Source organism: Streptomyces sp. cmx-18-6 (genome assembly GCF_046548915.1).
Taxonomy (GTDB): domain Bacteria; phylum Actinomycetota; class Actinomycetes; order Streptomycetales; family Streptomycetaceae; genus Streptomyces.
In genome coordinates this window covers 1,017,701-1,036,945 of the sequence record NZ_JAEBEP010000001.1, presented here as the reverse complement: position 1 = coordinate 1,036,945, position 19,245 = coordinate 1,017,701, and the positions used below count along the sequence as shown (strand labels likewise).

The 19,245-nt window shown below is 71.9% G+C and carries 19 protein-coding genes; 9 read left to right on the top strand and 10 right to left on the bottom strand.

The window, feature by feature from the left end:
* The first annotated feature begins 37 nt into the window (after positions 1-37).
* From ACLJPL_RS04650 to ACLJPL_RS04630, 5 genes are all read left to right on the top strand, one after another.
* Positions 38-238 (top strand): ribbon-helix-helix protein, CopG family, encoded by a 201-nt coding sequence (locus ACLJPL_RS04650; protein WP_026290595.1) that lies wholly within the window; start codon positions 38-40, stop codon positions 236-238.
* Positions 235-624 carry a type II toxin-antitoxin system death-on-curing family toxin gene (locus ACLJPL_RS04645; RefSeq protein WP_411079345.1) on the top strand — a complete coding sequence of 130 codons (390 nt, stop codon included), beginning with the start codon at positions 235-237 and terminating at the stop codon, positions 622-624. The genes ACLJPL_RS04650 and ACLJPL_RS04645 overlap by 4 nt, the downstream gene beginning before the upstream one ends.
* Positions 625-779: 155 nt before the next feature.
* Positions 780-2,564 (top strand): DEAD/DEAH box helicase, encoded by a 1,785-nt coding sequence (locus ACLJPL_RS04640; protein WP_411079344.1) that lies wholly within the window; start codon positions 780-782, stop codon positions 2,562-2,564.
* Positions 2,565-3,004: 440 nt separating this feature from the next.
* Positions 3,005-3,649, top strand: a complete 645-nt coding sequence (locus ACLJPL_RS04635) for an IclR family transcriptional regulator (protein WP_411079343.1) — start codon at positions 3,005-3,007, stop codon at positions 3,647-3,649.
* An 87-nt stretch (positions 3,650-3,736) separates the two neighbouring features.
* Entirely contained in the window at positions 3,737-4,525 is a 789-nt protein-coding gene (locus ACLJPL_RS04630) for a S16 family serine protease (RefSeq protein ID WP_411079342.1), read from the top strand.
* On the opposite strand, the gene ACLJPL_RS04625 is transcribed toward ACLJPL_RS04630, so the two are convergent.
* The 7 genes from ACLJPL_RS04625 to ACLJPL_RS04595 form a co-directional block, all read right to left on the bottom strand.
* Positions 4,485-5,876 (bottom strand): MFS transporter, encoded by a 1,392-nt coding sequence (locus ACLJPL_RS04625; protein ID WP_411079341.1) that lies wholly within the window; start codon positions 5,874-5,876, stop codon positions 4,485-4,487. The two genes, ACLJPL_RS04630 and ACLJPL_RS04625, sit on opposite strands and share 41 nt — an antisense overlap.
* A 10-nt stretch (positions 5,877-5,886) precedes the next feature.
* Positions 5,887-6,501 carry an ArsR/SmtB family transcription factor gene (locus ACLJPL_RS04620; protein WP_411079340.1) on the bottom strand — a complete coding sequence of 205 codons (615 nt, stop codon included), beginning with the start codon at positions 6,499-6,501 and terminating at the stop codon, positions 5,887-5,889.
* Between the two features lie 151 nt (positions 6,502-6,652).
* Positions 6,653-7,651, bottom strand: coding sequence for a glycine betaine ABC transporter substrate-binding protein (locus ACLJPL_RS04615; RefSeq protein ID WP_411079339.1), 999 nt, complete (start codon positions 7,649-7,651; stop codon positions 6,653-6,655).
* Complete coding sequence (locus ACLJPL_RS04610) at positions 7,651-8,520, bottom strand: ABC transporter permease (protein ID WP_411079338.1); 870 nt, start codon at positions 8,518-8,520, stop codon at positions 7,651-7,653. The genes ACLJPL_RS04615 and ACLJPL_RS04610 overlap by 1 nt, the downstream gene beginning before the upstream one ends.
* A complete protein-coding gene (locus ACLJPL_RS04605; RefSeq protein ID WP_411079337.1) occupies positions 8,517-9,788 on the bottom strand; it encodes a betaine/proline/choline family ABC transporter ATP-binding protein in 1,272 nt (423 codons plus the stop codon). The genes ACLJPL_RS04610 and ACLJPL_RS04605 overlap by 4 nt, the downstream gene beginning before the upstream one ends.
* Positions 9,781-10,428, bottom strand: coding sequence for an ABC transporter permease (locus ACLJPL_RS04600; protein WP_411079336.1), 648 nt, complete (start codon positions 10,426-10,428; stop codon positions 9,781-9,783). Before ACLJPL_RS04600 ends, ACLJPL_RS04605 begins: the two co-directional genes overlap by 8 nt.
* A gap of 48 nt (positions 10,429-10,476) precedes the next feature.
* Positions 10,477-10,950, bottom strand: coding sequence for an Lrp/AsnC family transcriptional regulator (locus tag ACLJPL_RS04595; RefSeq protein WP_073872916.1), 474 nt, complete (start codon positions 10,948-10,950; stop codon positions 10,477-10,479).
* 122 nt (positions 10,951-11,072) lie between these two features.
* Between ACLJPL_RS04595 and hppD the strand changes: the two genes are divergently transcribed.
* Complete coding sequence (gene hppD, locus ACLJPL_RS04590) at positions 11,073-12,218, top strand: 4-hydroxyphenylpyruvate dioxygenase (protein ID WP_411079335.1); 1,146 nt, start codon at positions 11,073-11,075, stop codon at positions 12,216-12,218.
* Positions 12,219-12,331: 113 nt separating this feature from the next.
* Here hppD and ACLJPL_RS04585 read toward each other — a convergent pair whose 3' ends face one another.
* Entirely contained in the window at positions 12,332-14,071 is a 1,740-nt protein-coding gene (locus ACLJPL_RS04585) for a tetratricopeptide repeat protein (protein WP_411079334.1), read from the bottom strand.
* A 97-nt stretch (positions 14,072-14,168) separates the two neighbouring features.
* On the opposite strand from ACLJPL_RS04585, the gene ACLJPL_RS04580 reads away from it, so the two are divergent.
* Complete coding sequence (locus ACLJPL_RS04580; protein ID WP_411079333.1) at positions 14,169-15,536, top strand: FAD-binding oxidoreductase; 1,368 nt, start codon at positions 14,169-14,171, stop codon at positions 15,534-15,536.
* Between the two features lie 22 nt (positions 15,537-15,558).
* Here the strand turns inward: ACLJPL_RS04580 and ACLJPL_RS04575 are convergent, their stop codons facing one another.
* The gene (locus ACLJPL_RS04575; RefSeq protein WP_411079466.1) at positions 15,559-16,041 is read right to left on the bottom strand and encodes an SsgA family sporulation/cell division regulator; all 483 of its coding nucleotides are present in this window, start codon (positions 16,039-16,041) and stop codon (positions 15,559-15,561) included.
* A gap of 249 nt (positions 16,042-16,290) precedes the next feature.
* Here ACLJPL_RS04575 and ACLJPL_RS04570 point away from each other — a divergent pair, with 249 nt between their 5' ends.
* Together ACLJPL_RS04570 and ACLJPL_RS04565 are read left to right on the top strand one after the other, a co-directional pair.
* Entirely contained in the window at positions 16,291-17,919 is a 1,629-nt protein-coding gene (locus tag ACLJPL_RS04570) for an RDD family protein (RefSeq protein ID WP_411079332.1), read from the top strand.
* Between the two features lie 290 nt (positions 17,920-18,209).
* A complete protein-coding gene (locus tag ACLJPL_RS04565; protein ID WP_411079331.1) occupies positions 18,210-18,875 on the top strand; it encodes an RDD family protein in 666 nt (221 codons plus the stop codon).
* Positions 18,876-18,908: 33 nt separating this feature from the next.
* On the opposite strand, the gene ACLJPL_RS04560 is transcribed toward ACLJPL_RS04565, so the two are convergent.
* The gene (locus ACLJPL_RS04560; protein ID WP_411079330.1) at positions 18,909-19,181 is read right to left on the bottom strand and encodes a hypothetical protein; all 273 of its coding nucleotides are present in this window, start codon (positions 19,179-19,181) and stop codon (positions 18,909-18,911) included.
* Positions 19,182-19,245: the final 64 nt, after the last annotated feature.

The window sequence follows — 19,245 nt, the reverse complement described above, 5'->3', positions numbered from 1 at the left end:
GTATCACTCTGACCCCACCTGATGGTACCGTTCTGGTATGGCTATGAACCTGCGTCTCCGTGACGACCAGACAGAGGCCCTCAAGCAGCGCGCCGAGCAGGAGGGCACCAGCATGCACGCCATACTGCTCCAGGCGGTGGACGACTACCTCGCCAGAACGGCGCAGCAGGCCATCGTCCGCAAGACGGCGAAGGAGCAGGCGGCCAAGTGGAGCGAGCTGATGGAGCGGCTGAAGTGAGCTGTGTCTATCTGAGCTCCGAGGACGTGCTCGTGATCGCCGAGCACGCCTGCGACGACATGCAGATCGTCATCCGGGACGCCGGTCTCCTGGAGTCGGCGGTCCACCGCCCCTCGGCCGCCATGTTCGGCGAGGAGGCATATCCCGACCTGATCGACAAGGCGGCGGCACTCCTCCAGTCCCTGGCGGTCAACCATCCCCTGTTCGACGGCAACAAGCGGACGGCCTGGCTCTCCTGCGTCACGTTCCTGGCCATGAACGGCGTCGACCTGCGCCCGGACATCGACGCGGCGGAACGGCTGGTCATCGACGTCGCCACGGGGGAGACGGACGAGATCAAGGTGATCTCCCAGGGACTGCGGGCCCTGGTCGTCGACGCGATGTGAGCACGGTCTCGTCGGCGTCGGCGCGACTCGTTCGTACGGGTTCTCCACCGGGCCCCCGGTAGGGTGGCCCGGTTGTCGTATCGCGGGCCGGGTCCTTCGGGCCGGGTGCGGTAGCGGCAGCGACCCACGTACCCGAGCGCCCCGAACCGGAGACCGTGACTACTACCACCGCCTCCCACCACCTCTCACCCGCCTTTCCCGGCCGCGCCCCCTGGGGCACCGCCGGCAAGCTGCGAGCCTGGCAGCAGGGGGCCATGGAGAGGTACGTCCAGGAGCAGCCGCGCGACTTCCTCGCCGTCGCCACGCCCGGCGCGGGCAAGACCACGTTCGCGCTGACCCTCGCGTCGTGGCTGCTGCACCACCACGTCGTCCAGCAGATCACCGTGGTCGCCCCGACCGAGCACCTCAAGAAGCAGTGGGCGGAGGCCGCCGCCCGGATAGGGATCAAGCTCGACCCGGAGTACAGCGCCGGTCCGCTGAGCAAGGAGTACCACGGCGTCGCCGTCACCTACGCGGGTGTCGGCGTCCGCCCGATGCTGCACCGCAACCGCTGCGAGCAGCGCAAGACCCTGGTCATCCTCGACGAGATCCACCACGCCGGCGACTCCAAGTCCTGGGGCGAGGCGTGCCAGGAGGCGTTCGACCCGGCGACCCGGCGGCTCGCGCTGACCGGCACGCCGTTCCGGTCGGACACCAACCCGATCCCCTTCGTCGCGTACGAGGAGGGCAACGACGGCATCCGCCGCTCCTCCGCCGACTACACCTACGGTTACGGGAACGCGCTCGCGGACGGCGTCGTGCGCCCGGTCATCTTCCTCAGCTACAGCGGCAACATGCGCTGGCGCACCAAGGCCGGGGACGAGATCGCGGCCCGGCTCGGCGAGCCGATGACCAAGGACGCCATCGGGCAGGCGTGGCGCACCGCGCTCGCCCCCACCGGCGAGTGGATCCCCAATGTGCTGGCCGCCGCCGACAAGCGGCTCACCGAGGTCCGCAAGGGCATCCCCGACGCGGGCGGGCTCGTCATCGCGACGGACCAGGAATCGGCGCGCGCGTACGCCAAGATCCTGAAGAAGGTCACCGGCGAGACGCCGACCGTCGTCCTCTCCGACGAGAAGGCGGCCTCGAAGAAGATCGACAAGTTCAGCGCGGACGAGTCGCGCTGGATGGTCGCGGTGCGGATGGTGTCCGAGGGCGTCGACGTGCCGCGCCTGGCGGTCGGCGTGTACGCGACCACCATCTCGACGCCCCTCTTCTTCGCCCAGGCGGTCGGCCGCTTCGTGCGCTCCCGCAGGCGCGGTGAGACGGCCTCCGTCTTCGTGCCGACGATCCCCATGCTCCTCGACTTCGCCAACGAGATGGAGGTCGAGCGGGACCACGTCCTCGACAAGCCGAAGAAGGGCGGCGACGAGGAGAACCCGTTCTCCGAGGAGGACAAGCTCCTCGCCGACGCCGAGAAGCTGGAGGACGAGGAGACCGAGGACCAACTCCCCTTCGAGGCGCTGGAGTCCGACGCGGTCTTCGACCGGGTGCTGTACGACGGGGCCGAGTTCGGCATGCAGGCGCACCCCGGCAGCGAGGAGGAGCAGGACTACCTGGGCATCCCGGGCCTCCTGGAGCCGGACCAGGTGCAGCTCCTCCTCCAGAAGCGGCAGAGCCGGCAGATCGCGCACAGCCGCCAGAAGCCGGCCGAGGAGGCCGACCTGCTGGAGAAGCCCGCCGAGGCGCGGCCCGTCGTCACCCACAAGCAGTTGCTGAGCCTGCGCAAGCAGCTCAACACGATGGTCTCCGCCTACACCCACCAGAGCGGCAAGCCCCACGGCGTGCTCCACAACGAGCTGCGCCGGGTCTGCGGCGGCCCCCCGACCGCCGAGGCCACCGCCCACCAGATCCAGCAGCGGATCGCCAAGGTCCAGGAGTGGGCGACCCGGATGTCGTGACGGGCGCGCCCCTCGTCCCTCCGGTCCTCTCTGTGCGGCTCGTTCCGGTCCATCCGGGGCGGGCCGCACAGAAATTTGTGCGGGCGTGAATTCACGGCGGGTTAACGGCAGTTCACATGAGGTACACGAACCGTCGCCATCACGTCTGCCGACCTGGACGCGCGTAGATGTCCGCGTTCCGGACGCCACCGCGCTGACCGGCGGTTATGCCGGACGGCCGGGGGCGCGCCCGGACGCGCGCCCGGATTCTGGACGAGGGCTTCCGCTGAGCGGACCGGATCGCTACTGTCCCCGCCATATGAACGCCCCGTGGCAGAGCCGCCGCGGAGCGCAGCCGGTGTCTTGGCCAGACCGGCGGCCTCTCCGTGCGTCGCCGCTGGGACCGGTGCCGCAACCCCGGAAGAAGGCCGTCGTCGCTCACCCGAAGAGGAGAGGGCGTCGTGACCGCGGAGACTTCCCAGACGCTCGACCGAGGACTGCGCGTCCTCAAACTGCTCGCCGATACCGACCACGGTCTGACCGTCACCGAGTTGTCCAACAAACTCGGCGTCAACCGGACCGTCGTCTACCGGCTGCTCGCCACCCTGGAACAGCACGCCCTGGTCCGCCGTGATCTGGGCGGCCGCGCCCGGGTCGGACTGGGCGTGCTGCGGCTGGGCCGCCAGGTGCACCCGCTCGTCCGGGAGGCCGCGCTGCCCGCGCTGCGCTCCCTGGCCGAGGACATAGGAGCCACCGCCCACCTCACGCTCGTCGACGGCAGCGACGCCCTCGCGGTCGCCGTCGTCGAGCCCACCTGGACCGACTACCACGTGGCCTACCGGGCGGGCTTCCGGCACGCGCTGGACCGGGGGGCCGCCGGCCGGGCGATCCTCTCCGCCCGCCAGCAGACGACGGCCGGGCACCCCGGCTACACCCTCACCCACGGCGAGCTGGAGGCCGGGGCCAGCGGGGCCGCCGCGCCGCTGGTCGGGGTCTCGGGCGTGGAGGGGAGCGTCGGCGTGGTCATGCTCGCCGACGCCGTACCGGAGCGGGTCGGCCCCCGGGTGCTCGACGCCGCCCGGGAAGTGGCGGACGCGCTGCGGTAGGGCCCGGCGGCAGAGGGAGGGGCGGGGCGGAAGCGGGGGCGTACGCCTGGCGCGTTTCCGCTTGTGCGCGGCGGTTAGATTGGACGGGTGCTCACTCGTCTCTCGCGCCCCCGCGCGCTCGCCCTCTGCGCGCTGCCCGTCCTCGCCCTGTTCGGTACGGCGGCCCTCGCGCCGCTCCCGTACACCCTGGCGCAGCCCGGGGTGACCGCCGACGTGCTCGGCAAGGACCGCGGCAGGCCGGTGCTCACCATCACCGGCGCGGACACCCGGCCCACCCAGGGGCAGCTGCGGATGACGACCATCGTCGCCACCGGGCCCAAGGCGGACGTCCGGGTGGGCGACCTGCTGGACGGCTGGTTCCGTACGGACCGGGCGGTCATGCCCCGGGACTCCGTCTACCCGACCGGCGGCTCCGAGAAGGAGATCGAGCAGCACCACCTGAACGACATGAAGGACTCCCAGAACGTCGCCGTCGACGCGGCCCTCAACCACCTGGACCGCAAGCAGGGCGCGATGCGGGTGAGCGTGGACCTCGGCGACATCGGCGGGCCCAGCGCCGGGCTCTTCCTCGCCCTCGGCATCATCGACAAGCTCGACGGCGACGGCAGGGGCGGCGATCTCACCGGGGGCCGCACCATCGCCGGTACGGGGACGATCACCGCGGACGGCAAGGTCGGCGCGGTCGGCGGGGTCGCCATGAAGACCCAGGCCGCCCACCGGGACGGGGCCACCGTCTTCCTCGTCCCGAAGGCCGAGTGCCCGCAGGCGGAGGCCGAACGCCCGGACGGTCTGCGCCTGATCCCCGTCACGACGCTGGGCGGCGCGGTGGACGCGCTCACGGCGCTGGAACACGGCGGGAAGGCGCCGAGCTGCTGACCTCCGCCGGTGTGGACGGCTTCCCGTCCACGGAGTCCTCCCGGCCCGCCGCCTCCTCCGGCCCCTTCCCCGAACTCTCCGCCGCCGCCTCCATCGGCCCCTTCCCCGAACCATTTGCCGCCGCCTCCTCCGGCCGCTCCATCGTCCGCCACGACGGGAACACCAGCGGGCTCAGCGTCGCCAGGAAGTACACCCCGCCCATCGCCAGCAGCGCCCCCCTCGCGCCCACGCCCTCCACCAGCAGCCCGGCCGCCAGCCCGCCCAGCGGCATCGCGAACTCGCACCCGGCGGTCAGCGCCCCCGCGACCCGGCTCCGCAGCCGGTCCGGCACGCGCTCGTAGATCACCGTCGTCAGGATCGGGTTGAGCATCCCGCCCGCGACCCCGCCCAGCAGCATGGTCACCGCGAGCGGCAGCGTCGTCCCGGTCATCGCCGCGACCAGGTAGCGCGGTGCGCCGCACAGCATCACGGACACCGTGAACACCGTCCGCCGCGAGAAGCGGTGCCCCACCGCCCCGTACAGCAGCGCCCCCGTCAGACCGCCCGCCCCGTACAGCGCGGTGAGCAGCCCGATGTCCCGCGCCCCGGCCAACTCGGCCTCGGCGTGCACCGGGAGCAGGACCGCGTTCCAGCCCTGGTCGGTGCCGTTCATGAACATCACCATGACCACGACGGCCAGCAGCAGCCGGTTGCCCAGCAAGTGGGCGTATCCCTCGCGGAGTTCGGCTCCGTAGGTGCGCAGGGAGACGGGGGCCTCGGCCTTGCGCGGTTCGGCCGCGCCCACCCCCCGTACCCCGATGGCGATCAGCAGCGCGGAGAGCCCGAACGTCGCGGCGTCCAGCAGCAGTACGGTCTCCGAGCCGGCGAAGGCGATCAGGACCCCGGCCAGCGCCGCGCCGGCCATCCGGGCCCCGCGCGAGACGGCGTCGAACAGGCTGGCGGCGCGGGGGAGCGTGGTGCCCGCGCGCTCCGCGAGGTCGGGGATGAGCACGTAACGGGCGGTGTTGCCCGGGGTGTGGGCGAAGCCGTTCAGCGCCATCAGCGCGCAGAGCATCCAGAATTCGAGGGCGTCCGCGCGGTGCAGCAGCGGGATCGCGGCGATGGCGAGACCGCAGACCGCGTCGGAGGCGACGGCGACCCGGCGGCGGCCGAGCCGGTCGATGAAGGGCCCGCCGATCAGTGCGGCGAACACGACCGGCAGCGTGGCGCAGAAGGCGACGACACCGGCTCGCCCCGCGCTGCCGGTGGTCTCCAGGACGAACCAGGGCACCCCGATCAACGTCAGTGAAGTCCCGGCCGTGGATATGGAGTTGGCCGCGAGCGTGGCGGCCAGCGGGGTGCGGTGACGCATCGTCGGCACCTCACTCGGAGGGGCGCGGGAAGGCGTGCAGCTGGGTCTGCACGACTGCCGAGCCCTCGGTGTCGTCCGGGACGCGGCCCCGGTAACTCTCCACGACGGCATGGAGCTTCTCGGTCAGCTCCCGCGCGAGCTCCGGGGTGAGGCGGATCGTGAAGTCGCTCATGTCCCAGCTCTGCCGCCACTCCGGCGGCCATTCGCTCAGCGTGCCGAGCCAGGTGTTCAGGTGCTGGGTGTGGGCCGTGGCTACCTCGTGCAGGACGACCCCGATGGCCCCGCGCACCTCCGGGTCGGCGTGCACCAGGAAGTCCGAGGTCTCGAAGGTCGAGCCGTCGTGCACCGACCGCCACCAGCGCTCCCGGCCCTTGCCCAGCTCCGGGGCGTCCTCGACCAGTCCGGCTTCCGCCAGTTGGCGCAGGTGGTAGCTGGTCGCGCCGCTGGACTCGGCCAGCCGCTCGCCCAGCCGGGAGGCGGTGGCGGGGCCGAACTCCCGCAGGGCGTTGAGCAGTCGGATGCGCAGCGGGTGCGCCAGTGCGCGCAGGGTGCGGACGTCGGCGTTGTGGGTCTTCCGGTCGCGGGCGGGGCGGTGGGCGCGCCCGGCGGGGTCGTCGTCGGTCATGCCTCGACCGTAGAGTTGCAAAGAGAGCTTTGCAAGGGATTTTTTGCAACTGGGGCGGCGGCAACCGGAGCGGCAACCGGAGCGGCGGCAACCGGAGCGGCGGGAACCAGGTTCACGGCAACCGGGCTCACGGCCGACGAAGGCGCCCCGCTCACTCCTCCTTGATGAACCCCTCCGCCACCAGCCACTCCTTCGCCACCTCGTGCGGGTCCTCGCCCTCCACGTCCACCCGGGCGTTCAGCGTCTGCGCGACCTCGGTCGTCAGCTTCTTGGCGAGCGGGTCCAACAGCCCCGCGATCTGCGGGTACTTCTCGAAGGTGGCCAGGTGGATCACCGGGGACGCGTTGTAGTTGGGGAAGAAGCTCTTGTCGTCCTCCAGCACGTCCAGGTCCATCGCCTTGATCCGGCCGTCCGTGGTGAACACCTCGCCCAGCAGGCAGGAGCTGGACTCGGAGACCTGGGTGTAGATGATCCCGGCGTCCATCTTCTGGATGTTGGCGGCCGGGATCCTCATCCCGTACCGCTTCTCCATGCCGGGCAGCCCGTCGTCCCGCGAGGCGAACTCGTTCTCCACGCAGATCGTCACCGCGCCCGGGTCCTTCTTCGCCAGGGCGGCCACGTCCGAGAGGGTCTTCAGCCGGTAGCGGGCGTTGTTCTTCTTGCTGATGGCCAGCGCGTACGTGTTGTCGAGCGGGGCCGGCGGCAGCCAGACGACCCCGTTGCCCTTGTCCTCGTCGCGTACCGCCTCGTACTGCTTCTTCGGGTCGACGATCGGGTCCGCGTGGCCGAGGAAGGTGATCCAGCCGGTGCCGGTGTAGTCCCACTGGGCGTCGGCGTCGCCGTTGATGATGGCCTCGCGGGCGCTGATCGAGCCCGGCAGGTTCGTCCGGTCCAGGACCTCGGCCCCGGCCGCCTTGAAGACCAGGCCGGTCATCTGGCCCAGGATGATGTTCTCGCTGAAGTTCTTCGACGTCACGGTCAGCGTCGCGCCCTTGAGCGGTTCGCCCTGCCCGACCGAGCCGGGCGACACGTCGTCCACCATCGGGGAGCCGCTCTTCAGCCCGCAGCCGCTCAGCACCAGCACGAGGGACAGGGCGATGCCGCCGCCCGTGAGAGCCCGCCGCCCCAAACCGTACGCACTACCGCCCATCACCGCTCCTCCAACCCGCGCGGCGTCAACGTCAGTTCGGCCAGCGAGGCCAGCCAGTCCACCAGCAGCGCCAGCACCACCGTCAGCACCGACCCGATGATCAGCACCGGCATCCGCTGCGTCTGGATCCCCGAGGTGATCAGGTCGCCGAGGCCGCCGCCGCCGCCGAACGTGGCCAGCGTCGCCGTGCCGACGTTCAGGACCAGCGCCGTACGCACGCCCGCCAGGATCAGCGGCACCGCGAGCGGCAGCTCCACCTTCGTCAGGACGCCCCGCCCGGACATCCCCATCCCGCGCGCCGCCTCGATCATGTTCGGCTCGATCGCCCGGAGACCGGCCACCGTGTTGGAGAGCACCGGCAGCACCGCGTAGATCACGATCCCGATGATCGCGGTGCGGGGCCCGATGCCCAGCCAGATCACCAGCAGGGCCAGCAGACCGATCGCCGGGGTCGCCTGCCCGATGTTGGCCAGCGCCGTGAACGCGGGGGCGGCCTTGTGCAGCCGCCGCCGGGTCAGGGCGATGCCGAGCGGGATGGCGATGATCAGGACCCAGAACGTGGAGATCGCGGTCAGCTGCACGTGCTGCCACAGCCGCAGTTGCACGTTGCCGCCGGACAGCGAGTTCTCCGCGATGGAGTCCAGATGGATGTTGGTGATCCACACGTAGGTGACGACCAGGATGGCCGCCAGCACCGCCGGCAGGACCACCAGCTTCCGCCAGGTGATCCGGCGCGCCGGGGCGGCCGGGGCGGGGGAGGGGTCGCTCTCCTCGTCGTGGAACGCGTGGCCCTTGACGTCGTGCTCGCCGGGCGGCCGGGTGGGCGCGGCCGGGCCCTTGCCGGGACCGGCCGGGTGGCTGGGGCTCATACTCCGCCGCCACCCCCCTCCAGCTCCTGTTCCGTCTGGTGGAAGCGCTGCTCCTCCAGCTCGTGGCTGTGCTCCATCGCGGTCAGCCGGTCGGCCTCCAGCAGCTCCTGCACGCTGTCCATCAGCGTCTTCATGTCGACGACCCCGATGAACTCGCCGCGCCGCCCGGTCACCGCGACCCGCCCCCCGCTGTCGGTCAGCACCGCCTCCAGCGCGTCGTGCAGCGTGGCGTCCCGGGTCACCGTGTCGTGCACCAGCTGCCCGGCCCGCGCCAGCGAACCGCGCGCCCGCATCAGGTCGCCGCGCCGCAGCCACTTGTACGGGCGGTTGCGGCGGTCCAGCATCAGCAGCTCGTTGTGCGGGCCGTTGCGCAGCTTGTTGAAGATCGTCTGGAGCGGGTCCTCGACCGTCACCGTGGGGAAGTCCGCGATGCCCACATCCCGTACGCGGGTCAGGTTCAGCCGCTTCAGGGCCGCGCCCGCGCCGACGAACCCGGAGACGAAGTCGTCCGTGGGGTTGGTGAGGATCGCCTCGGGGGTGTCGAACTGCGCGATGTGCGACCGCTCCCGCAGCACCGCGATCCGGTCGCCCAGCTTGATCGCCTCGTCGAAGTCGTGGGTGACGAACACGATCGTCTTGTGCAGCTCGTGCTGGAGCCGGATCAGCTCGTCCTGGAGGTGGTCGCGGGTGATCGGGTCGACCGCCCCGAACGGCTCGTCCATCAGCAGCACCGGCGGATCGGCGGCCAGCGCCCGCGCCACGCCCACCCGCTGCTGCTGCCCGCCGGAGAGCTGGCGCGGATAGCGGCCGTGGAACTCGCGCGGGTCCAGGCCCACCAGGTCGAGCATCTCCTCCACCCGGTCCTTCACCCGGGACGTGGACCAGCCGACCATCTTCGGGACCAGCGCGATGTTGTCGGCCACCGTCATGTGCGGGAAGAGGCCGGAGGACTGGATGGCGTACCCGATCTTGCGGCGCAGCTTCACCGGGTCGATGTCGGTGACGTCCTCGTCGCCGATCCTGATCCGGCCCGAGGTGGGCTCGATCAGCCGGTTGATCATCTTCAGCGTCGTGGACTTCCCGCAGCCGGAAGGACCCACGAAGATCACGGTCTCGCCGGCCCTGATCTCCATCGACACGTTCTCGACGGCCGGATTCGGGTTGCCCGGATACTTCTTGGTGAGGTTCTCCAGCTGGATGGTGGCCCCGGAGGTGGCCGCGGTGCCGCCCTCCGTGACGGCGCCAGCCTCGGTCTCGGTCTCAGGCACGGATCCCCCTCGGGATGGTCAGCCGCCCCAGCAGGACGTACGCGGCGTCGAAGAGCAGGGCGAGCACGACGATGCCGAGCGTGCCCGCGAGGACCTGGTTGATGGCGTTGGCGCTGCCCAGCGAGGCGATGCCCCGGAAGATCTCGTTGCCGAGGCCGGGCCCGGAGGCGTACGCGGCGATGGCGGCGATCCCCATCAGCATCTGGGTGGAGACCCGGATGCCGGTCAGGATCGGCGGCCAGGCGAGCGGCAGCTCCACCCGGCACAGCCGCGCCGCCCGCGACATCCCGATGCCCGTCGCCGCGTCGACCAGCGCCGGATCGACGCCCCGCAGCCCCACGATGGAGTTCCGGACGATGGGCAGCAGCCCGTACAGCGTCAGGGTGATCACGGTCGGCGCGACGCCGAGCCCGACCAGCGGGATCAGCAGACCGATCGCGGCGAGCGAGGGGATCGTGAGGATCGTCGAGGTGGAGGTGACGGCGAGCGAGCCGCCCCAGCCGCTGCGGTAGCTCACGACCCCGATCACCACCCCCAGCAGGGTGGCGATGACCATGCACTGGAAGACCGCGCTGACGTGCTGGAACGCGTCCGTCAGGAGCTGCTGGTGGCGGGTGTTCAGATACTCCCAGAAGCTCACACGGCACTCCCTCGGCTCAGCGGTCCGTGACCGGGCCGGGCCCTCGGCTCAGTCGGTGTCCTGGGCCGCCTGTTCCACCAGGGGGATGATCCGCAGCGGAACCGGGTTCTCCATGACGATCGCCGTGGAGGCCCGGACAATGCCATCAAATCCGACAACCCGGTCGATCACCCGCTGGAGATCGGCGTTCGAGCGGGCGACGAGCCGGCACAGCATGTCGCCGGTGCCGGTCGTGGTGTGCAGCTCCAGCACTTCCGGTACGCCGCCCAAATGGGCCCGTACGTCGGCTCCTTGGCCCTGCTTGATCTCCAGCGTCGCGAACGCGGTGACGGGATAGCCGAGCGCCGCCGGATCGACGTCCGGGCCGAACCCCCGGATGACGCCATTCGACTGAAGGCGGTCCAGCCGCGCCTGCACGGTCCCCCGCGCCACCCCGAGCCGCCGGGACGCTTCGAGGACGCCGATGCGCGGCTCACGCGCGAGCAGCACGATGAGCCGGCCGTCCAGATGATCGATCGCCATAACGCCGCCTTTGGTGGTCACCCTGTACAGATAGTCCGGCCATCATGGCAATCGGCTGAACATCTTGACCAGCGAATGCGCGAACTATTGCGCACCTTGCGATGCGGGGAGACTCTTCGAACATGACTGAGACTCTGCACACCAGCCCTGACACCGCCGCGCAGGCCGACCGCTTCCCGGTCAAGGGAATGGACGCGGTCGTCTTCGCCGTGGGCAACGCCAAGCAGGCCGCGCACTACTACTCGACCGCCTTCGGCATGAAACTCGTGGCCTACTCCGGACCGGAGAACGGCAGCCGCGAGACCGCGAGTTACGTCCTCACCAACGGCGCGGCCCGCTTCGTCTTCACCTCCGTGATCAAGGTGTCCACCGAGTGGGGCACGTTCCTCTCCGACCACGTCGCCGAGCACGGCGACGGCGTCGTCGACCTCGCCATCGAGGTCCCGGACGCCCGCGCCGCCTACGCGTACGCCGTCGAGCACGGCGCACGCGGCATCACCGAGCCGCACGAGGTCAAGGACGAGCACGGCACCGTCGTCCTCGCCGCCATCGCCACGTACGGCAAGACCCGCCACACCCTGGTGGAGCGCTCCGGCTACGACGGCCCCTACCTCCCCGGGTTCGCCGCCGCCAAGCCGATCGTCGAGCCGCCGGCCAAGCGCACCTTCCAGGCCATCGACCACTGCGTCGGCAACGTCGAGCTGGGCCGGATGAACGAGTGGGTCGGCTTCTACAACGAGGTCATGGGCTTCACCAACATGAAGGAGTTCGTGGGCGACGACATCGCCACCGAGTACTCCGCCCTGATGTCGAAGGTCGTCGCGGACGGCACGCTGAAGGTCAAGTTCCCGATCAACGAGCCGGCGATCGCGAAGAAGAAGTCGCAGATCGACGAGTACCTGGAGTTCTACGGCGGCGCGGGCGTCCAGCACATCGCGCTCGCCACCAACGACATCGTCTCCACGGTCCGCTCGATGCGCGCGGCCGGTGTGCAGTTCCTGGACACCCCCGACTCGTACTACGACACCCTCGGCGAGTGGGCCGGTGAGACCCGGGTGCCGGTCGAGACCCTGCGCGAGCTGAAGATCCTGGTCGACCGCGACGAGGACGGCTACCTGCTCCAGATCTTCACCAAGCCGGTCCAGGACCGCCCGACCGTCTTCTTCGAGATGATCGAGCGCCACGGCTCCATGGGCTTCGGCAAGGGCAACTTCAAGGCCCTGTTCGAGGCGATCGAGCGCGAGCAGGAGAAGCGCGGCAACCTCTGATCCCTCCCCGGCGGCCCTGAATCTCCCCGGCGCCCCCGAACCTCCCGCATACGCCACCGCGGCCCGGGGCAGCACCCCGGACCGCGGTGGCGTATGCCGTTTCCAGCCGTCCGTCACGGAGCCTTCGACGCGTCGGCCTCGACCGCCGCCGGGCTGCTCGGGGCCGCCCGCGACGGGGCAGGGGCCGTCTTCGAGGGGGCCGGCGCCGGAGCCTGCGGCTCGGGGGACTCCCGCTGCGGCTCCGGCCTCGCCTCCCGCTTCGGCTCAGGGGCCGCAGGCGGCGGAGGCCGCATGTCCCGCGGCCCCCCGGACGGCGGCTCGCCCAGCGCCTCCAGCGCCTGGCGGGCCTTCGGCGCGTCCAGCGGCGAGAAGGCCGGGTTGGTGCGCACCGCCTCCCCCAGATGGCGGCGGGCCGAACCGTACTGCGCGAGCTCCCGTTCGATCACGCCCAGGTGGTACGCGTACGAGGCGTTCCGCACACCCGTGTCCAGGGCCCGCTGCGCGTACTCCAGCCCCTCCTTCGACTCGCCCGCCCGGTGCAGCGCCCAGCCCAGCGCGTCCGCCACCGCCGCGCCGCGGTGCTGCTTGCGCCACTGCGCGCGCATCAGCTCCACCGCCACCGCCGGGTCGCCGTGGTCGCTCTCGTACCGGGCCCGGATCAAGGACTCGTCGACCCCGGCCGCCTTCGACCGCTCCAGCAGCTCGGCCAGCTTCGCGTACTGGGTCCGCGCGTCGCCGTCGAGGCCCAACGACTCGTACAGCTCGCCCAGTTCGAGGACGTAGGCCGGGCGCGGGAGCTTGGCGACGGCGCTCTGGTACGCGGTCAGCGCCTCGTCCGTGCGGTCCAGCGCGGCCAGCGCCCGGGCCCTGCCCGCCAGCGAGGCGTGGTGGCCGGAGTCCGTGCGCAGCGCCGCGTCGTACTGGGCCGCCGCCTCCTCCGGCTCGCCCCGCTCCCAGGCGAGCTCGCCGAGACGGTGCAGCGCCTCGGTCTTCTCGGCGGGGGTCGTCGCCCGGTCGGCGGCCTCGCGGGCGGTGGCGAGGGCGTCCTCGCGCCAGCCCTGGTCGCGGTAGAGGTCGGCGGTGCGGGCCAGGGCGGGGAAGCCCTTGCGCAGCTCGGCGAACTTCTCCGTCGCGGCGGTCGCCGCCTTCTGGTCGCCGAGACCGGTGTACGCCTCGATGAGGACCGGGTACACGCTCCAGGTCTTCGGCTGCTGCTTCCTGACCGTCTCGCCCCACCGCTTCGCCGCGAGGAAGTCGTGCCGCGCGTTGGCCAGCGCCGCCATCCCCACCCACGCCTCCCCGTTGCCGCGCTCACCCGGCTGGGCGTCCAGCGACCGCTTGAGCGCCTCCTCGGCGCGCCCGTAGTACGCCGCGTCCGCCGAGCGCCGCCCCCACTCCACGTACGCCGAACCGAGCTGTGCCAGCGACGGTGCGTCGGCCGGGTGGGACTCCACCCACTTCTGCCGGTCCCCGATCAGCGCGGTCAGGTCCGAGAGGGAGGCGGGGGACCCCGCGGTCGCCGCCGCCTCGGCCCGCTCCACCGGCCCCGGCTCCTTCGCCGCGTCGTCCTTCCGGTCCGGAACGGCCACCAGCGCCCCGGCCAGCAGCACGCCCGCCGCCACCGCCCCGAACGCGGCCCGGCGCAGCGTGGTCCGCAGGGTGGGAGGAGGCGGCGGTACGGCGGTGGCGCCTTCGGCGGGCAGCACGTAGGGGTCGGGATCGGGCGTCGCGCGGCGGTCGGGCGTCGCGTGGGGGTCGGGCGTGGCGTGGCGGTCGGGCGTCGCGCCGGGGTCGTGCGGGGACGGCTCGGGCGGCCGGCGGGACTCGGGATCCTGCTGGGGCATGACATCCATGGCCATCACTGTGCGTCAGTCATACGAGCACACCGCGTCTTGGGATCGCCGCCGTCCACGGGTTCACACCATTGGCCCCGGGTGTCACGCTTGGATCATGAGCGATCTTCTCGAACGCCTGCGCACGGGCCTTCCCGCCGAGGCCCTGATCACCGACCCGGACGTCACCGCGACCTACGCCCACGACATGGCGAGCTTCTGCGAGGCGGGCGCCCCGGCCGTCGTCGTGCTCCCGCGCACGGTCGAGCAGGTCCAGCACGTCATGCGCACCGCCACCGCGCTGCGCGTCCCGGTCGTCCCGCAGGGCGCCCGTACCGGCCTGTCCGGCGCGGCCAACGCCTCGGACGGCTGCGTCGTGCTGTCCCTGGTGAAGATGGACCGGATCCTGGAGATCAGCCCGGTCGACCGGATCGCCGTCGTCGAACCGGGCGTCGTCAACGCGGTGCTGTCACGCGCGGTGAACGAACACGGCCTGTGCTACCCGCCCGATCCCTCCAGTTGGGAGACGTGCACCATCGGCGGCAACATCGGCACCGCGTCCGGCGGCCTGTGCTGCGTGAAGTACGGGGTCACCGCCGAATACGTCCTCGGCCTGGACGTGGTCCTCGCGGACGGGCGGCTGCTGACCACCGGCCGCCGCACGGCGAAGGGCGTCGCGGGCTACGACCTCACCCGCCTCTTCGTCGGCTCCGAGGGCAGCCTCGGCATCGTCGTCAAGGCCGTCCTCGCGCTCAAGCCGCAGCCGCCGCGGCAACTCGTCCTCGCCGCCGAGTTCCCCTCGGCCACCGCCGCCTGTGACGCTGTGTGCCGGATCATGGAGGGCGGTCACACGCCGTCACTCCTCGAACTGATGGACCGGACGACCGTGCGTGCCGTGAACCAACTGGCCTCCATGGGACTGCCCGAGACCACCGAGGCGCTCCTCCTCTGCGCCTTCGACACCCCGGACCCGACCGCCGACCTCGCCGCGGTCGGAGCGCTCTGCACCGCCGCCGGGGCCACCGAAGTGGTCCCCGCCGACAACCCCGCCGAGTCCGAACTCCTCCTCCAGGCACGCCGCATGTCGCTCACCGCGCTGGAGACCGTCAAGCCGGCCACGATGATCGACGACGTCTGCGTACCGCGCTCGCAGCTCGGCGCGATGCTCGCGGGCACGGCCGCCATCGCCGAGGAGTACGACCTCACCATCGGCGTCTGCGCCCACGCGGGCGACGGCAACACCCACCCCGTCGTCTGCTTCGACCACACCGACCCCGACGAGTCCCGCCGGGCCCGCGAGTCCTTCGACGCGATCATGGCGCTCGGCCTGGAACTGGGCGGAACCATCACCGGCGAACACGGCGTCGGCGTCCTCAAGAAGGAGTGGCTGGCCCGCGAACTGGGCGAGACCGGCGTTGAGTTGCAGCGCTCCATCAAGGCCGCCTTCGACCCGCTCGGCCTCCTCAACCCGGGCAAGCTCTTCTGACCCCCGCTTCTTACGGGGGCCCTCACGCCTCACCGTCCTGGGACGGCGACTCGTCCGCCGACCACGGGTCGCTCAGCCACAGGTCGTCCGCCGGCAGCGGGGCCAGCAGCTTCGCCAGCGCCTCGTCGATCCCGAGCCGCTCGCTCTCCGTGCCCGGCGGCACCACCCGCAGCGTCCGCTCCACCCACGCGGCCACGGCGGTTGACGGCACCTCCAGAAGGGCGTTGCCGTCCGGCGAGGTGAGGGCCACGCAGATCACGCTGCGGCTGTCGACCTTCGTCGGCCAGATCCGTACGTCCCCGTGCCCGCACGGCCGGAACACCCCCTCCACCAGCAGCTCCCGGGCGAACGTCCAGTGCACGGGCGACTCGGAGCCGATGTGGAAGGCGATGTGCACGGCGAACGGGTCGTCCGTGCGATACGTCAGCCGGGCGGGTACCGGGATGGACCGCTCGGGGGACAGCACGAGCTTCAGCTCCAGCTCACGTTCCACGATGTTCATCATGAGAATGCACGACCTTCCGGTGCTCATGGGCCGGTCCCCGTGACCGTCCCGCACAAGGAGAGAGCGCCCTCCCCGCCACCTATTACGCGACTTCTCAAAAAAACTTCGATCCGCTTCGAAAGTGGTCCCAAACAGGCGGACCGGCCCGGGGACGCACGGCGGTCTGGTAGATGTGGACCCTTGTATGGAGGCCGTCCGCCCTCCCGGCGCCGCACGGCCTGAGGCTTCGAAGAGATACGGGACCCGCTGATGAGCGCGCCAACTCCGGCACCCGGTGACGACAGCCCCCGTGAGGGCTACTACCCCGATCCCTCCATCCCCGGTTACGTCCGGTACTGGAACGGCGCGTCCTGGGTCCCCGGTACGAGCCGTCCCGCACCCCAGCAGGCCGCTCCCGCTCCTCCCGCTCCTCCCGCTCCCGCTCCTGCTCCCGACTCCGCCGCTGCCGCCGCCCCGCAGGCCGGTGCGCAGGCCGCGCCGGTGGAGGAGACGGGGCCGATCTTCTTCGACGAGGAGGAGGACCGGGACGGCCTCACGGCGGGGCCGGCCGGTTCCGAGGACTCCGCCGGCTCCGTCTGGCAGGCGGACACCGCGCGCCAGAGCGGCTTCGGCGGGGAGCGGGACCGCCGGATCTCCTGGGGCGGCCCGACGCCGGAAGCCGCCGACCCGAGGGTGTCCCTCGCGCAGGACCCGACCGGCGGCGCGCTGCCGGGGATGCGGGAGGCCGGCGACGGCGGAGGCCGGGGGACGGCATCGGCGTCGGAGGAGGCGGGGGCGCGCCCGCCGACCGAGGGCACGGTCACGATCCGCGCGGTGGGACCGCAGCCGAACGCGAACGCCGTACGGGCGAACGCCCCGCAGCCCTCGACCCCCCGGGCCCTCCCGGCGGCGCAGCCTCTGCCGGCACAGGCGCAGGCCCAGGCGCAGGCGCAGGCCCAGGCCCAGGCCCAGCAGCCTGCGGCCCAACGGCCACAGGCCCAGGCACCGGCTCCGGCACTGACTCCAGCCCGGACCCCGGCCCCGATTCCTGCCGCCGCCCCGGCTCCGGCCCCCGCCCCCATCCCCGTCCCGCAGGAGAACCGCCAGGGACCGGTCCAGGCCCCCGCCACCCCCGTACCGTCCCCGGCTCCCGCCCCCGCTCCCGCCGCGCCCACCCCCGTACCTCCGGCAGGTCTGCGCACCCCCATCACGCCGGGACCCGGCGGCGGTTCGGCGTCCTGGGCGCAGCAGCCCCGCCAGCACCAGCCGCCACAGTTCCCACAAGCGCAAGGGCAAGGGCAAGGGCAAGCGGGGGCAGGACCGGGGGCCGGAGCGGACCAGCCCGTCGTGCCCTGGAAGCCCCCGGCGGCCGACGACCCCTTCCAGCAGCTCGCACGCGCGCAGACCTCGGCCAGGCCCGCCGGGCTCGGCAAGCGGTTCGCCGCCCGGCTGGTCGACACCGTGGTGCTCGGCGCGGCCGTGGGAGCGGTGGCCGTCCCCCTCGCCACCCGGGCGCTGGACCACATCGACCGGAAGATCACCGCCGCGAAGCAGACCGGCGAGACGGTCACCGTCTGGCTGCTGGACTCCACGACCGGGACGCTGCTCGGGGCCCTGCTCGGAGCCTTCCTCGTCCTCGGCGTCCTTTTGGAGGCGCTGCCCACCGCCAAGTGGGGCCGCACGCTCGGCAAGAAGCTCTGCGGGCTCGACGTACGGGACATCGAGTCCCACGACACGCCCTCGCTCGGGGCGGCCCTGCGCCGCTGGCTCGTCTACGGGGTGCTGGGGCTCCTCGTCATCGGCGTGGCCAACGTGCTCTGGTGCCTGGTCGACCGCCCCTGGCGGCAGTGCTGGCACGACAAGGCGGCCCGCACCTTCGTCGCCGGCCGGACGGGCTGACGCCGGCCGACACCGGCCGACCAGGCTGACCCGACGTCATACGGCTGACCCGTGGCCATATGGCTGACCCGTGGCCATACGGCTGACCCGTGGTCATACGGCGGGCCCGTCGTCATACGGCTGGGCCCCTCGTCCTGCGACTGACCCGACGTCATACGGCCGACCAGGCGGGGTGCATACGGCTGAACGAGCGCGGTCGGCGGCCCCGATCTAGACTCGTATGCCGCCCCGCGTCCCCCATACGCACCTGAGCCGTTGCGGGCCCCCGTGGCACGGGGTGCACTGCCCCCATGAGCAACGACCAGCCGACGCCCGGCCAGCCGCCCGAGGACGACGATCCGTTCCTCAAGAAGCCGCAGGAGCCCCCGCCGCCGCCGTCAGCGGGTCAGCCGTACGGCAGCGCGCCGCCCCCTCCGCCGCCCCCGCCGAACGACCCGTACGGCGGCGGTGGCTTCGGTGCGCCCGATCCGCTGGCCGGAATGCCGCCGCTCGCCGAGCCGGGCAAGCGGATCCTGGCGCGGCTGATCGACTTCCTCATCATCTCGATCCCGCTGTACCTGATCTCGCTGCCCTGGGGCGGCGCGGTCGACGTGACCTCCGACGACGGCGACTCCGGGTTCGGCGACGCGATCAGCAACTCCTACAGCGGCCACCAGTTCCTGTGGTCGCTGATCGGCCTGGTCGTCTACGTCGCGTACGACACGTACTTCACGCACAAGGACGGCCGGACCCTGGGCAAGCGGCTGCTGAAGCTGCGCGTGGCCATGCTCAACGACGGCCGCGTGCCCGACGTCGGCGCGTCGCTGATGCGCGCGGTCGTGCTGTGGCTCCCGGCGCTGCTGTGCTGCCCGTGCCTGTGGTGGCTGATCAACATCGTGCTGATGTTCACCGACAAGCCCTACCGGCAGGCGCTCCAGGACAAGGCGGCCAAGACCGTGGTGGTCACGGTCCGCTAGGCCGACCAGGCACGGAGGGGAACGGCACGACGCTCACCGGCGCAGCGAGTGCTCCCGCGCCCGGACGGGCTGCGTACGGGCGGCGGCCGCCGCCCGTACCGCTGTCGTCCTGGACGCCGGCCGGGCCGGTGCGGGGGCGGGCTGGGGCAGGCGCACGGCCACCAGCAGGCCGAGCGCGAGTGCCGTGGCGGCGCTGAGCGCCACGCCGAGGCCCGATTCCGTACCGGAGAGCAGCAGCAGGGCGAGGGTCGTCACGACGACGGTGGCCGAACCGTAGACGAGCTGTGCGGCAGTCGGACGCGGCATGGCGGTGTTCCGTCCTCGGGACGTCGGATGGGCGGTCGGTCGGCGCATGCACAGACGCCTTTCC